The organism is Brevibacillus sp. HB1.1, assembly GCF_013332445.1.
Taxonomy (GTDB): Bacteria; Bacillota; Bacilli; order Brevibacillales; family Brevibacillaceae; genus Brevibacillus; species Brevibacillus porteri.
Genome location: NZ_JABMIV010000007.1, coordinates 294,807 through 310,023, shown reverse-complemented (window position 1 = coordinate 310,023; position 15,217 = coordinate 294,807). Strand labels below are relative to the sequence as shown.

Here is a 15,217-nt window from a genome sequence, read left to right as displayed (position 1 = left end):
TTTCAGAGGTGGACGCTTAAGAGCGTGTTTCGCTTTTTGCATTGCGTCTCGGTCGGTGTCCCTAAGATCTTCGCTTATTTCTCCTGTTTCCTCTACGATCTTTCCATGTGATCCGCTTTTTTAAATCCTTCAAAGAATGAAATACCTCATCTGTTACGACAGAGAAGAATATTTCCAGGCGTAGCGACTTGTGGAGTCCTACCGAGCGGAGAAGGGATTTGCGGGCAAAAGAAACGCAACGTGCCCGTGCTACGAAGCGGCTACCACTTTTGCGTTTCCCCGCAAATCCCTTCGGAGCGGACATTCTTATCCCCCAGCAGGACGGAGCCTGGAGCCTAGCCTGGAAATATTCTTCTCTCCACTACAGCGACATATACAGTAAGCACTTAAACAAACTTTCCTAAACTAAAAAAAGGCGTGCATTCCGGATCACCGGTGCACGCCTTTTCTATTGCAAACAATTAAGAGAAGAAGAACTTCTTCACTGCATGTTTGGTTGTTTCTTTGTTCATGTGAGCGATCGAAGTTGTGAGCGGAATACCTTTTGGACATGCTTGTACGCAGTTTTGCGAGTTACCGCAATCACCGATACCGCCATCTTCCATCAGGGCTTCCAGACGCTCATGCTTGTTCATCATACCCGTTGGATGCTGGTTGAACAAACGAACCTGCGAAATCGCGAACGGACCGATGAACTCAGCCTTCGCATTCACGTTCGGGCAAGCTTCCAAGCAAACACCGCACGTCATGCACTTCGAAAGCTCGTACGCCCATTGACGCTCAACTTCCGGCATGCGAGGACCTGGTCCCAGATCATGCGTACCATCGATTGGAACCCACGCTTTTACGCGTTTCAGCGCATCGAACATGCGGCTGCGGTCAATCGACAAGTCACGTTGTACAGGGAAGGTGCTCATTGGCTCAAGACGAATCGGCTGTTCCAGCTTATCTACCAGTGCCGAGCAAGCTTGGCGCGGTCTTCCGTTAATAACCATCGAGCACGCACCGCATACTTCTTCCAAGCAGTTCGATTCCCAGTTTACTGGAGACGTTTTTTGACCTTGTGCGTTGAGTGGATTACGTTGAATCTCCATCAAAGCACTGATCACGTTCATACCAGGACGGTAAGGAATCTTGAACTCTTCCTTGTACGGAGTGCTGTCAGGGCTATCTTGACGAGTGATAATCAAATGAATCAATTTTTCTGCCATGATCAGTTTCCTCCTCTCTTATTTCTTGTCAGACGTATAGTCACGCTTACGTGGTGCGATCAGGGATACGTCGATGTCTTCATAGTAGATTTCAGGCGCAGTCGTTTCAGCATTGTACTTCGCCATTGTCGTCTTCATGAAGTTCTCGTCATCACGCTCTGGGAAATCAGGCTTGTAGTGAGCACCGCGGCTCTCGTCGCGCTTGAGCGCACCGATCGTGATCGCACGGGACAGTGCGAGCATGTTCCACAGATGACGGGTAAACGCCGCACCGGAGTTGCTCCATTTATTCGTATCGTTGATGTTGATTTTCTTGTAGCGTTCCATCAGTTCAACGATCTTATCATCCGTTTTTTGCAGACGGTCGTTGTAACGTACTACCGTTACGTTGTCAGTCATCCACTCACCCAGTTCCTTGTGGATCAGGTAAGCATTTTCTGTTCCGTCCATTTTCAGGATGCTGTCGTATTTCGCTTGCTCTTGGCTAGCAAAACCGTCGAAGAGCGTGGAAGACAGATCATCAGAGGATTTGTTCAAGCCTTTGATGTACTCGATTGCTTTTGGACCTGCTACCATACCGCCATAGATAGCGGACAGGAGGGAGTTCGCACCCAAACGGTTTGCACCGTGCTGAGAGTAATCGCACTCACCTGCTGCAAACAAACCAGGGATATTGGTCATTTGATTGTAGTCTACCCACATACCGCCCATGGAGTAGTGAACCGCAGGGAAAATCTTCATTGGAACTTTACGTGGGTCATCCCCAACGAATTTTTCGTAAATCTCGATAATACCGCCCAATTTTACATCCAGTTCTTTTGGATCTTTGTGGGACAGGTCGAGGTATACCATGTTTTCGCCGTTGATACCCAGCTTCATATCTACGCAAACGGAGAAGATTTCGCGAGTCGCGATGTCACGCGGAACCAGGTTTCCGTATGCAGGGTATTTATCTTCCAGGAAGTACCAAGGCTTACCGTCTCTGTACGTCCATACACGGCCACCCTCACCACGAGCAGACTCGGACATCAGACGCAGCTTGTCGTCTCCAGGGATTGCAGTTGGGTGAATTTGGATCATCTCACCATTGGAGTAAATAACCCCTTGTTGATACGCCGCAGACGCTGCTGTACCTGTATTGATAATCGAGTTCGTCGATTTACCGAAGATGATACCAGGTCCGCCTGTTGCCAAAATAACGGCATCCGCACGGAAGGATTGAATTTCACCGGAACGCATGTTTTGCGCAGTAATCCCGCGACAGGTTCCTGTATCGTCCAAAACGGCTCCGAGGAAATCCCAATATTCGTACTTGGTTACCAGACCTTCAGCTTCATAACGGCGTACTTGTTCGTCCAATGCGTACAAGAGCTGTTGTCCAGTTGTCGCACCCGCAAAAGCGGTACGGTGATGTTTGGTTCCTCCGAAACGACGGAAGTCCAACAAACCTTCTGGCGTACGGTTAAACATAACACCCATACGGTCCAACATATAGATAATGCCAGGTGCTGCATCGCACATTGCTTTAACTGGCGGTTGGTTTGCCAAGAAGTCTCCGCCATATACTGTATCGTCGAAGTGCTCCCATGTGGAGTCGCCTTCCCCTTTGGTATTTACCGCACCGTTAATACCGCCCTGCGCACAGACAGAGTGGGAACGTTTTACCGGAACCAGGGAGAACAGCTGAACAGGAACGCCTTTTTCTGCTGCTTTGATGGTAGCCATCAAGCCGGCCAAACCTCCACCGACAATGATCAGTTTACCTTTTGCCATGAGTTTAGTCCCCCTATCCCTACAAAATGAAAGCCGACATCGCACGCAAGCCGATGAAGGTTACAATTACGAATACGCCCAAAGTCAGGAATGTTGCAATGCGTTGGGAACGCGGCCCAACTGTAATTCCCCAGTGAACCAGGAACGACCACAGTCCGTTGGAGAAGTGGAAAGTCGTGCTAATAATCCCGATTGTGTAGAATACGATCATTGCAGGACTGCTCAAAATGTTTGCCATCATGTCATAATCCACGTGTGCACCCAGTGCTTTTTGGATACGAGTTTCCCAAACGTGCCAAACAATAAAAATGAGGGTAATGACTCCTGTAACGCGTTGCCACAAGAACATTTGATTTCGGAAGTAACCGAAGTTCCCTACGTTATGCTTCGCTTGGAACGCGATGTAGAGACCGTAAACAGCGTGAAACAGGATCGGGAGGTAGATCAAGGCAAATTCAAGTACTAACAGAAATGGAAGGCTTTCAATGAAGCCTACGGCCTGGTTGAAAGCTTCAGGCCCACGAGTCGCTTGATAGTTGGCTGTCAAGTGGAACACGAGGAAGAGCCCGATCGGAAACAAACCAAGAAGTGAGTGTAGCTTGTGACTGAGAAAGCTATGGCCTTTCGCCATACAATGGTCCCCCTTTCAATGTATGTAACTCTCAATTCTGTGAAAAACGTCAAGCGTCACCGCAAGCAGTCCAAAACGGTTTTCGGCCGTTTTGATAGACCTTTCCCCAATATCCTAACCCATTGCCTCACCCATTAGACATAGCAAAACCGCCACGATCATTTTATGAAGAGCGTCTTGACGCTGTTCACAAAAAGACTGCGTTCGCTAGATCACATGAATTTGTCGGAATGTGTCAAAATTCGAGAAAAAGTTGGGCAAAACTTTGACCAAATCCAATTGTACTCTTGTCGACACATAGCGTCAAGACAATCAATGTACTAAATACATTGATAGAATAACTTTGTTTAGTCCAGCTATTTTTTCTATTAAGATGTCATGAATGCGAGTCCCTCCTCATAATCTAGTACAGACAGGAGGGAAGCACATATGAAAGAGAAGGATCAGCTTGCAGCACTGTTGCCGCCAGAGACCATTCCCTATGCGGAACGAATGAATATGCCCTATCTTGGCTATCATCTTCTACGCGAAACGCTGACTAGCACCCTGCTAGGCGATAGTGAAAACCATATTCTCTATTGGATTGGAAAAAATATGGGCCGCCAAATCCCCATTCAATCTGCAACAGGCCCGATTATGCCTTTTATTCGGCTCGGATTAGGCCAGCTCGACGTCGTGGAGGAGTCCGGGCAAACTATTGTCTATTCGCTTACTCATTCCATTTTTAGCTACCAGTCTATCGAAAGACTAGGATGCAGTCTTTCTTTTGAGGCTGGGATCATTGCTGGTATGATTGAGCAATGGAAAGAAAGAGAAGCGTTCAGCAAAATCGAAATGGAAAGCTCCTCTGACATACGTATATCTGTACAAGTGGCGTCATGAAGAAAATGCCCCCTCTACCTATAACAAAGGGAGAGGGAGCATCCATGTTTTATACTCCGTGCACGACCGCAGTTTCCTCGACATCCAGACCATATGCCGAATGAAGACTGCGAACAGCCAGCTCCGTCAAGGCTGCTGGAATGACGCAAGAAACCTTGATATCAGACGTAGATACCATTTTAATAGAAATTTCTTTTTCTGCCAGGACACGGAACATTTCGGCAGCTACCCCTGGATTATTGATCATGCCTGAGCCAACAATCGATACCTTAGTCAAGCCTTCCTCGAAATCGACTTTTTCAAAGCCAAGCTCGTTTTTGTTTCTGTCCAGCGTATCCAGTGCTTTTTTCAGGTCATCCGCTGCAATTGTAAAAGAAATATTCGTAACAGACGCATCATAAGAGCTTTGGATAATGATATCGACGTTCACCTGATTGTCCGCCAGCGTATTGAACAGACGGGAGAGCGTCCCGACCTTGGCAGGCATGCCGACAACCGTGATTTTGGCTACATCTTCATCGTGTGCAACTCCACTTACTACTCTTCCTGTTTCCATGTTGGCAACCTCCTCAACGTACGTACCATCTTCGGCAGTAAAGCTGGAGCGGACGACCAGCCTTACCTTGTATTTTTTCGCAGCCTCTACTGACCTTGGATGAAGAACCCCTGCACCGAGGTTCGCCAACTCCAGCATCTCATCATACGAGATCGTATCCAGCTTGCTCGCAGCTGGAACCACTCGCGGATCAGCTGTATACACCCCGGACACGTCTGTAAAGATTTCGCATTTCTCAGCGTTCAAGCTCGCTGCGAGTGTAACCGCAGATGTATCCGATCCACCGCGGCCGAGCGTCGTAATTTCACCTTCGTCACTGATCCCTTGGAATCCTGCCACGATCACCACACGACCACGGCCGAGCTCGGATTGAATCCGCTCTGGATCAATCTGCTTGATCCGTGCTCTTCCGTGAATCGCCTCCGTGGTGATTCCAGCCTGCCAGCCCGTAAGAGAAATGGCGTCGTAGCCTTTTGTATGCAAGGCCATCGACAAAAGCGCGATCGATACCTGCTCCCCCGTGGTCAGCAGCATATCCATTTCACGCTCGGATGGGTATGCGCTAATCTGCTTGGCCATATCTACCAACACGTCAGTAGATTTGCCCATTGCAGAAACAACGACTACCACATCATGCCCTTCCTCTTTGTAGCTGACAATTCGATCCGCAACTCGTAAAATTCGCTCAATGGTACCTACAGAGGTGCCTCCATATTTCTGCACGATCAACCCCATGCGGCTTCTCTCCCTTTTTCTCATATCCAATATTGGTATTTATCTCGTATCGTATGGTTTTTCACTATTCTCTCTATAAGGAAAAATCTTGCATTTTATTTTACAAAAAAGGCACCGACAAGGAATAAGACCTGCCGCTGCCTACTGTTTCGACATACCGGTTCCTCCCTCCCAATACACGCGGACAACGAAGATTGACAGTCATCACCATCAAAACTCACATTGACACACCGTGAGATAGCTCTCCATCTGACAATTGGTCATTGTGCAGATGACAGTCCTGCATTTGTTCAACGCAGACCCAGCATGGAGAAAAGCGGGTTTCCCTCCACACTTCGGCGAATTCCCCTTTCCCGTCCCCTTCACAGATTCCCGATCTCAGGGTGGTACTCTTGGTTTTCGCGCCTCTACCTCACTCCATAATGGAAGTGAGGCTAACTATTCTGTTTGAATCGGATTATATCATGAGTCTAAAAATGGATCAATTCCTTTTTAGAGGTTGTTCAAAAAGTTACATGTGCTATGTGTCCAGCTTGCGCAGATGCCCGATGATTTCTTTTGCCAGCTTGTCACCGATCCCTAATTGGCGGAAGTCTTCAACGGTCGCCTCTCGCATTTTTTTCAACGAGCCAAAATGAGAGAACAACAGCTTGCGTCGCTTCTCACCGATACCCGGGATCTCATCTAACTGCGAGGAGAGCATCGTTTTTGTCCGGGATTGTCTGTGGAATGTAATAACAAAACGGTGGACTTCATCTTGGATGCGCTGCAACAAATAAAACTCATAGCTATCACGTCTAAGATTCACAGGCTCTGGCGGATCTCCGTACATGAGCTGAGCGGTACGGTGCTTCTCGTCCTTCGCAAGTCCACAGACGGGAATATAGAGACCCAGCTCGTTTTCCAGCACGTCCATAGCCGCACTGATTTGGCCTTTTCCACCATCGATCACTATCAGGTCAGGCATCGGCTGGTTTTCTTTCAGCAGGCGTGAGTAACGACGGCGAACCACTTCGCGCATGGAGCCGTAATCATCTGGCCCCTCGACGGTTTTGATCTTGAATTTGCGGTATTCCTTTTTGTCAGGGCGACCATCTGTAAACACAATCATTGCAGACACAGGCTCTGTTCCCTGAATGTTGGAGTTGTCAAACGCTTCAATTCGATGAGGAACCGGAATCCCTAAAATGTGACCAAGATTGTGTACCGCTTGGACTGTACGAGCATCGTCCTTGGACATCAGCGCGAACTTCTCCTGCAAAGCAATACGGGCGTTCTCGGAAGCCATCTTCACGAGCTCATGCTTTTTGCCTCTTTTCGGAGCATGGACTTTGATGCCCAGCCACTCACCCAAAAGCTCCGGTTCACTCTCTTGCGGGAGCAAAATTTCTTTTGGTAGCGCATTTTGTTTATCGTAGTAGAACTGGCTCACATAAGACATAAAGTCCTCGGTTTCGCTTCCATAGTATGGAAAAGAAGTTGTCTGACGCTCGATCATCTTCCCTTTTCGCATGTAGAACACCTGAATGCACATCCAGCCTTTTTCCACAGCAAATCCGATAATGTCGCGGTCTACCGTATCCGTGAACGTGATCTTCTGCTTCTCCATCACCGCTTCGATGCTCTTGATCTGATCGCGATATTCCTTGGCTCGTTCGAACTCCATGTTTTCAGCGGCTTGCAGCATTTTTTCCGTGAGAGTTTGCTTCATTTCCTCGTGGCCACCATCGAGGAACCGGCTGATTTCATCCACCAAACGCTGATTTTCCTCTGCCGATACCTCGTACACACAGGGCGCTAAACATTGTCCCAAATGGTAGTAAAGACAAACCTGCTTGGGCATATTGCGGCACTTGCGCAACGGATAGAGGCGATCCAGCAGCTTCTTCACCTCGGAGGCATCTCCGGCATTCGGATACGGACCGAAATACTTGGCTTTATCTTTTAATACCTTACGGGTAATCTCCAGGCGTGGCTGCGCCTCATTCGTAATTTTGATGTACGGATACGTCTTGTCGTCGCGGAGCATGACATTGTAACGCGGATCGTGCTCCTTGATCAGGTTGCACTCGAGGATGAGCGCCTCAATCGCGGAGGATACCACAATGTACTCAAAGTCCACGATTTCACTGACCAACAGCTGCGTCTTCCCGTTATGACTGCCTGTAAAATAAGAGCGGACGCGGTTTTTCAGTACCTTGGCTTTTCCTACGTAAATGATTTCCCCGCTCGCATTTTTCATCAGGTAGCAGCCTGGCTTATCTGGCAGGACGGCCAGCTTATCTTTTAAGGAGCTGTTCATGGCTGCTCCCTCCTCTTTGCTCTATATCTGCCATGCATCTATTTGTTCTTGTGAATTGGTTTTTCCAATACATACAGTTCATCTTCTAAGGAACTCATCCGTTCCATCAGCAGCTTGCGGCTGTCTTGCACCCCTTGATTGTAATAGAAGGGGCCGAGCTCTTTTGAGAAAAAGGCAATCAACTCTTCCGTCTCCAAATTGCCGAGTGTCTCCGACCGTTCTTCTTTAAAATAGCGTTGTACTTGATGAACAAGATATTCCATTTGCTCTCTCGTCAATTTGGCTGGCATCGTATCCGGCTTCCTTCCCTATTTCGCATCATAAGAGAATATACGTTCTATCCTTTATAGTACCATGGAATGATGACGAAAAAAACTGCCGCCTCATTCCATGGCGACAGTTTTTTACAGGCAGACTAGTGCTTGCGACCACCCAAATATGCTTCTTTTACACGCTCGTCGTTTAACAACGCTTCTCCTGTGCCGTCCAACACGATTTGCCCTGCCTCCAGTACATACCCGTAATCAGCGATTTTGAGGGCTTGTTTGACATTTTGCTCCACGATGAGGACGGTTGTACCTTCCGCATTGATTTCTTTGATCACCTTGAAAATGTCCGACACCACGATGGGAGCCAAGCCCATCGACGGCTCGTCCAAAAGCAGCAGCTTCGGTCGAGACATCAATGCGCGAGCAATGGCTAGCATTTGCTGTTGACCGCCAGACATCGTCCCTCCCAATTGGGAAAGCCGTTCCTTCAGGATGGGGAACCAGGTCATCATCTTTTCCATGTCGTCCTTGATGCCTTGTGCATCGTTGCGCTGGAATGCGCCCATTTCCAGGTTTTCCAGCACGGTCATCTTCCCGAGGATCGCACGCCCTTCTGGTACCAACGCCAATCCGGCTTTTACGATCTGATGGGGTCTCGAACCCTCTATGCGTTGACCACAAAACGTAATCGTCCCTGCTTCAGGCTTCAGTTGACCTGCAATCGTACGCATGGTTGTGGTTTTTCCCGCTCCGTTCGCCCCGATCAGCGAGACGATTTTTCCCTCAGGCACTTCCAGCGTTATCCCACGAATTGCCTTGATTTGACCGTAGGAGGTCGTCAAGTTTTGTATATTCAGCATCTTATTCGTCCTCCTTGCCGAGGTAAGCTTCAATCACATCTGGATTGTTTTGTACCTCTGCCGGGGTGCCGTCAGCAATTTTGACCCCAAAGTTGATACATACAACCTTTTCACACAGGTTCATGACCAATCCCATATCGTGTTCGACCAACAGGACAGTCGTCCCGTCATCGCGAATTTTTTTGACCAGCTCCATGAGCGCTTTTGTCTCGGTCTCGATCATTCCCGCAGCAGGCTCGTCCAAAAGCAAAAGCTTTGGCTCAGTAGCCAGTGCCCGCGCAATCTCCAGACGCCGTTGTTGACCGTAAGCCAATGTATCCGAGCGAACATCAGCAATGTCAGACAAGCCCACGAATTCGAGGAGCTCCTCTGCTTTTTTGGTAACAGCCTTTTCTTCCGCACGTTGTCCGGGGGTTTTCAAAAGGGAAGCCCAGAAGCCCGCCTTCATGCGCGAATGACATCCTACCTTCACATTGTCCAGCGCACTCATGTGACCGAAGAGGCGAATATTTTGGAACGTCCTTGCAATCCCCATTTCGGTAATTTTGTTAGGCGCCACCCCATTTAGCTTTTGTCCGGCAAAAGAAAAGGTGCCCGTAGTTGGTTCGAATATGCCCGTTGCCATATTGAAAATGGTCGTTTTGCCCGCACCATTCGGACCAATCAAGCCGACAATTTCGCCCTCTCCGACCGTAAAAGAAACGTCACGAAGAGCGGTGATGCCGCCAAAGCTTTTTCCTACGTTCGCAAGTTCCAGCAACATCTTATACTCCCCCCTTCGCTTCCTTGTCCGATGGCTTGCCCCGACGACGCTTGAACAGCTTTTGGAACGTATCGGCACCAATCAAGCCATGCGGACGGAACGCCATTACACCGACCATGATCAAACCGTACATGAGCATTTTGTACTCGGCCAAACCACGTAGTACCTCCGGCAGTGCTGTCAAAACCAAGGCACCAAACAGCGGCCCCCATACCACTTCGCTGCCGCCGATCACGGCATAAGACAGAATCTCTACGACTTTATGATAGTTAAAATCATCTGGCGTAATGGTCGTCGTAATGTGGGCGAACAATCCTCCACATACACCAGCCAAAATGGAACCGATCACAAAAGCAAGCATCTTATAATAGTTGACTTGCAATCCCATCGCTCGTGCCGCCGTTTCGTCTGCTTTGATCGCTTCAAAAGCTCGCCCGAGACGAGAACGGTTCAGACGCAGCGTCAGGAAAAGAACGAAGGCAAACAGGAGCAGCATAAACACAAAGGTCGATAATGACTTCATTTGCATGACCGAAATGCCAAAGGTTTGCGCTTTTAACCCCATTGCTTTTTCAAAATCGTATAAGTAATTGCCAATCGATTGAAGTCCGGTCAGTCCGAGGGCGCCATTTGTAATTTCCATATTGAGAAAAATAACGCGGATCACTTCACCAAAGCCAAGCGTAGCAATGGCCAGGTACAAGCCGTGGAGCTTCAATGTCGGAGCACCGATCAACAGTGCAATTAGCCCTGCCGCAAGTCCCCCGATTATGATGGCGATAAACAGAGGCATGTCCGCTTGCTTTGTCAAAATACTCGCCGTAAAAGCACCAATGCTCATAAAGCCCGCATGTCCCAAAGAAAGCTGGCCTGTCGAGAGTGTAATGTAAATACTGATCGCCAAAATACTGTTTAACAAGATAAAAGTCAGTACCTGTAAGTTATATGGATTGAGAATGTCCATTGTCTGCACCTCCCTTACGCTTTGCGTCCAAATAGTCCTTCCGGCTTCAAGAGCAAAATGAGAATGATCAAGCCAAAAGCAACCGCATCTCGATACGACGAGTCTCCGTATGCGACGGTAAACACCTCGATAATCCCGAGCAATACGCCGCACACCATGGCCCCAGGAATGCTGCCTACCCCGCCTAAAATCAAAACAGCCAAACCTTTGAAGCCAAGCGTCATCCCCATCGTCGGAATGAGAGCAGAGTACGCCATCCCGATCAATATGCCGGCGACACCTCCCAGTGCCGACGCAAGCATGACGGTCACGACAATGACCATATTCGTGTTAATCCCCAAAATATTTGCTGTATCCGTATTTTCAGCCGTCGCGCGAATGGCTTTTCCCATTTTCGTTTTTTGTATCCAAAAATGCAGGACGAACATCAGCAACACAGAAATCCCCAAAATAACGAGATCGACGCTGCGAATTTGAATGAGCCCCAAGTCAAAAGTGGTATCCCCAAAGGATTGTGGGAACGCACGGGAGTCAGCACCGAAAAACTTGTGCATGGCTTCCTCCATCAAAATGGCAAATCCGATCGTACTGATCAAGGATGCCAGATGGGGTACATTTTTTTTACGAAGTGGGCGAAGTGCTGTATACTCCAGCACAAGACCCAAAATGGCCGATATCACGATCGCCACAATCAGCGCTACCCCTAAAGGCATATTCAGGCTGGTCATCAATACCAAGCCAACCAGTGATCCAAAAATAAAAATTTGGCCGTGTGCCATATTAATGATTCCTAAGACACCAAAAATGAGCGTATAGCCCAATGCAATCAATGAATAAGTGCTACCAACTGTCAAACCGTTGACTAATTGCTGCCAAAACAATTGCCTCACCTCACTGTTAAGTGGTTACTATCCAACGATGATTAAGTTATTCTCGCTGGATCAGCAAGCGAAGAACATGATCTGGTACTTACTGATCCAGCGAGATAACGGATAGAAAAAGAAGCCCGGAGCGACCCCGGGCACAATCCTATTCAAACGGGACGAATTTGCCTTCTTTTGCGACAACGACAACCGCATCACCAATCGGATTACGTTTCTCGTCAAAAGACAGTTTGCCGGATACACCTGTGAAGTCTTTCAGCTGAGCCAATTGTCCGCGCAACTCTTCGCGATCTGCTTTTCCTGCGGCAAGCAGTGACTGCGACATGATGTACAGCGAGTCGTATGCTTGGGCTGCGAACTGGTCAGGCTTTTTGTTGTATTTAGCTTCGAATGCTTTTACGAAGGCTTGTACTTTATCATCTTTCTTTTCAGGGCTGAATGGAGTCGCAACGATCAAGCCCTCAGCAGCTTGACCTGCAATTTCAAAAACTTTCGGATTATTAAAACCATTTCCACCAAGAATTGTCCCTGTAAAGCCCAACTCACGTGCTTTTTTCACAACCATAGAGCCTTCTTTGTACAAAGCCGACACAAGCAAAGCGTCTGGGTTTGTTTGTTTCAGCTTGGTCAATTGTGCCGAGAAGTCCACATCACCATTTGCGAAAGTCGCTTCACTGGTAATCTCCAAGCCCAGCTTTTCAGCGGTTGCTTTCATGACTTTGTAACCATTCACGGAGAAGTCATCGTTAGAAGCGTGGATAAGTGCTACTTTTTTCAAGCCATTTTTCTCCACAGCTGCTTTCATAGCTGTCGGGATCGCAATGGATTCAGGCAAAGAATTTCGGAACACATACTCCCCGATATCATTGATTCCTTCTGATGTGTTGGAGATACCAAAAATCGGAGTTTCGGCCTCGTTTGCAACTGGTCCTGCAGCAAACATTTCACCGGAAAGTGTCGGTCCGATGATCGCCACGACATTATCCTGATTAATCAGTTTATTTACCGCATTAATCGCGCCTTCTTTTTCTCCGGCGGAGTCTTCAAACTTCAGTTCGATCTTGAGCTTGCCTTTGTTCGCTTCATTCAGCTCGCCCAACGCCAGCTCCAATCCTGCTTTTTGCGCTTCTCCATAAGCTGCCCCAGAACCAGAGAGGAAACCAACCACACCGATTTGTGCCTGAATCTCTTGTCCGTCAGTGCTAGCGGCTTGCCCGGAGCCACCTTCTCCTGCTGCAGGAGCACTTGTATTTCCTCCGCTCGAACATCCGACCATCAATACCGCCCCTAGCGAGATCGCCGCCAGCGAGCGCATCAAATGAAATCCCTTCATTAGAAAAGCCCCCTCTATTATCGAAATAAATTGAATATATGAAGTTTAATCAAAGTATTCTAAAAACGCAATTATTTTCGCTCAAGTAAACTTAATTTTTTGACAAACGATCGTTCAGAATTCCGTATCCAAACATAAAAAAGCGGCATATTGCTATGCCGCTTCACTCGTTGCTTTGCGATTACAGATGTTTGCCTACAGTTGCCATGAGCGCTTCTTTTGGTTGGAAGCCGATCACTTTGTCAACTGGTTGACCGTCTTTGAATACGATCAGCGTTGGGATGGACATTACGCCAAAACGACCAGCAGAATCTGGGTTGTCATCCACGTTTACTTTGACGATTTTGAGCTGGGAGCCCACTTCACCGTCGATTTGCTCCAGTACAGGAGCGATCATTTTGCAAGGGCCGCACCATGGAGCCCAGAAGTCAACCAGGACTGTACCGCCTTGCTCTACTTCCTGGGAAAAGTTTTGGTCAGTAGCATTTACAATTGCCATGAGAAGTTACCTCCTTGAATTTCAATTGCTAAATAAAGGTTCCTAACGGTTATCAGTATATCATTCAAACACCAAATTGACTACGCCGCTCCACACTTTGCCCTGCACTTCTCACTTTAGTTTGTCCAGTCTGGCTGCACCTTATTGCCCGACTTGTTTTAGCCGGTTGATCTCCCGTTCGTGATCACTGACTTTCCGATGCACTAGATCAAGGTCTGCATCGATGTGCTTGTTTTAGCGTTTCAGTCTGTCTAATCGGCGCGTAGCATCATCACGGAATTCGTACATTTCATCACGAAACGCATACATCTCGTCACGAAACGCATACATTTCATTCCGAAAATCATACATCTCATTCCGAAAATCATACATTTCTTTCTTAAACTCGCGTAGCTCCTCCTGCGTTTCTTTAACCAATCGGTTATTCTCCGCCACCATGTGTATCAGTTGTTGCAAAAGCTGTTCGCTCATCCCGATCCCCTCTCCTTACTACCTATTATACCAAGCAAGGAAAGCATGAAGTAAGCCTTGCGGACAAAAAAAGCGCCCCAATAGGAGCGCCTTGTTACCGTTTTTCTGTTATACCAACACTTTTTTAAACTCAGCCGTCAGCAATGGCAGCACTTCGAACAAGTCACCTACGATACCGTAATCAGCCACTTGGAAGATTGGCGCTTCCGGATCTTTGTTGATGGCAACAATGATTTTCGAGCTGGACATACCAGCCAAGTGCTGAATCGCTCCCGAAATCCCGCATGCGATATATAGATCAGGTGTAACAACCTTACCTGTCTGTCCAATCTGCATGGAGTAATCGCAATAGTCTGCGTCGCAAGCGCCACGAGATGCACCAACAGCCGCACCGAGTACTTCTGCCAGATCGTTCAATGGCTGGAAGCCTTCTGCACTCTTCACTCCGCGTCCACCGGAAATCACGACTTTTGCTTCGGAAAGGTCTACTTTGCCGCTTGTTTTTCTTACAACTTCTTTTACAATCGTGCGCAAATCCTTAATTTCCAATTCAACTGGTACCACCACTGCCGTTTTCGAAGGGTCCGCAGCGCCGATGGCAATGTTGTTTGGACGAATCGTAATAAATGTTGTTCCATCAACGAATTTACGCGTTTGCGTCGCTTTTCCTGCATAGATCGGGCGAATGAAGACAGGGCCCGCTTCTACACTTGTTACGTCTGAAACCAGACCGTAACCGAGTCGCGCTGCTACGCGAGGTGCGATGTCACGACCGATCGCGGTGTGACCCAAAACAACTGCATCTGGAGAAGCTAGCTCAATCAACTGCGTGAGTGCCTGCACATACGCATCTGGCGTGTACTGTGCTAACGCTGTATGATCAGCCGTATACACCGTGCTCGCACCATGCTGACCCAATGACACTGCATGCGTTGCTGCATTTGCCCCGAATACACCTGCTACAATTTCGCCGCCCTCAGCCAATGCTTGTGCTGCAGTCAATGCTTCCAGCGACACGTTGCGAAGTTGTCCGTCACGTACTTCTGCCAATACAAGTACTTTTTTCATGGATATCCTCTCCCTC

15 protein-coding genes and 1 riboswitch are annotated in these 15,217 nt (G+C 48.1%); of the genes, 1 reads left to right on the top strand and 14 read right to left on the bottom strand.

All coding sequences use genetic code 11. The features are described from left to right. Positions 1-461 precede the first annotated feature (461 nt). Genes sdhB through HPY27_RS19630 form a run of 3 tightly spaced genes read right to left on the bottom strand, consistent with a single transcriptional unit; the run spans position 462 to position 3,615 of the window. The gene (gene sdhB / locus HPY27_RS19640; protein WP_007722466.1) at positions 462-1,211 is read right to left on the bottom strand and encodes a succinate dehydrogenase iron-sulfur subunit; all 750 of its coding nucleotides are present in this window, start codon (positions 1,209-1,211) and stop codon (positions 462-464) included. 18 nt (positions 1,212-1,229) lie between these two features. After that, a complete protein-coding gene (sdhA, locus tag HPY27_RS19635) occupies positions 1,230-2,984 on the bottom strand; it encodes a succinate dehydrogenase flavoprotein subunit (RefSeq protein ID WP_007722462.1) in 1,755 nt (584 codons plus the stop codon). Positions 2,985-3,003: 19 nt separating this feature from the next. After that, complete coding sequence (locus HPY27_RS19630; RefSeq protein ID WP_007722458.1) at positions 3,004-3,615, bottom strand: succinate dehydrogenase cytochrome b558 subunit; 612 nt, start codon at positions 3,613-3,615, stop codon at positions 3,004-3,006. Between the two features lie 429 nt (positions 3,616-4,044). Here HPY27_RS19630 and HPY27_RS19625 point away from each other — a divergent pair, with 429 nt between their 5' ends. Beyond that, positions 4,045-4,497 carry a YslB family protein gene (locus tag HPY27_RS19625; RefSeq protein WP_017251094.1) on the top strand — a complete coding sequence of 151 codons (453 nt, stop codon included), beginning with the start codon at positions 4,045-4,047 and terminating at the stop codon, positions 4,495-4,497. Between the two features lie 49 nt (positions 4,498-4,546). Here HPY27_RS19625 and HPY27_RS19620 read toward each other — a convergent pair whose 3' ends face one another. The 11 genes from HPY27_RS19620 to HPY27_RS19570 all read right to left on the bottom strand — a co-directional run bounded on the left by HPY27_RS19620 (position 4,547) and on the right by HPY27_RS19570 (position 15,201). Beyond that, positions 4,547-5,788 (bottom strand): aspartate kinase, encoded by a 1,242-nt coding sequence (locus HPY27_RS19620; protein WP_017251093.1) that lies wholly within the window; start codon positions 5,786-5,788, stop codon positions 4,547-4,549. Between the two features lie 230 nt (positions 5,789-6,018). Further along, a riboswitch (Lysine riboswitch) is annotated at positions 6,019-6,206 on the bottom strand. A 102-nt stretch (positions 6,207-6,308) separates the two neighbouring features. Further along, positions 6,309-8,090, bottom strand: a complete 1,782-nt coding sequence (uvrC, locus tag HPY27_RS19615) for an excinuclease ABC subunit UvrC (protein WP_069845536.1) — start codon at positions 8,088-8,090, stop codon at positions 6,309-6,311. A 38-nt stretch (positions 8,091-8,128) separates the two neighbouring features. Then, positions 8,129-8,380, bottom strand: coding sequence for a DUF2164 domain-containing protein (locus HPY27_RS19610; RefSeq protein WP_106833037.1), 252 nt, complete (start codon positions 8,378-8,380; stop codon positions 8,129-8,131). A 125-nt stretch (positions 8,381-8,505) separates the two neighbouring features. Then, complete coding sequence (locus tag HPY27_RS19605; RefSeq protein WP_017251090.1) at positions 8,506-9,219, bottom strand: ABC transporter ATP-binding protein; 714 nt, start codon at positions 9,217-9,219, stop codon at positions 8,506-8,508. Between the two features lies 1 nt (position 9,220). Continuing rightward, on the bottom strand, positions 9,221-9,982 hold the full coding sequence (locus HPY27_RS19600; protein WP_017251089.1) for an ABC transporter ATP-binding protein: 762 nt from the start codon (positions 9,980-9,982) through the stop codon (positions 9,221-9,223). Between the two features lies 1 nt (position 9,983). Beyond that, positions 9,984-10,946, bottom strand: a complete 963-nt coding sequence (locus HPY27_RS19595; protein WP_026043288.1) for a branched-chain amino acid ABC transporter permease — start codon at positions 10,944-10,946, stop codon at positions 9,984-9,986. Between the two features lie 14 nt (positions 10,947-10,960). Beyond that, on the bottom strand, positions 10,961-11,827 hold the full coding sequence (locus HPY27_RS19590) for a branched-chain amino acid ABC transporter permease (protein ID WP_017251087.1): 867 nt from the start codon (positions 11,825-11,827) through the stop codon (positions 10,961-10,963). A gap of 148 nt (positions 11,828-11,975) precedes the next feature. After that, positions 11,976-13,163, bottom strand: a complete 1,188-nt coding sequence (locus HPY27_RS19585; protein WP_174225759.1) for an ABC transporter substrate-binding protein — start codon at positions 13,161-13,163, stop codon at positions 11,976-11,978. Between the two features lie 181 nt (positions 13,164-13,344). After that, positions 13,345-13,662, bottom strand: coding sequence for a thioredoxin (trxA, locus tag HPY27_RS19580; RefSeq protein WP_007722428.1), 318 nt, complete (start codon positions 13,660-13,662; stop codon positions 13,345-13,347). Between the two features lie 234 nt (positions 13,663-13,896). Beyond that, on the bottom strand, positions 13,897-14,133 hold the full coding sequence (locus HPY27_RS19575; protein ID WP_254612940.1) for a hypothetical protein: 237 nt from the start codon (positions 14,131-14,133) through the stop codon (positions 13,897-13,899). A gap of 108 nt (positions 14,134-14,241) precedes the next feature. Continuing rightward, on the bottom strand, positions 14,242-15,201 hold the full coding sequence (locus HPY27_RS19570) for an electron transfer flavoprotein subunit alpha/FixB family protein (protein ID WP_174225758.1): 960 nt from the start codon (positions 15,199-15,201) through the stop codon (positions 14,242-14,244). Between the last annotated feature and the right edge of the window lie 16 nt (positions 15,202-15,217).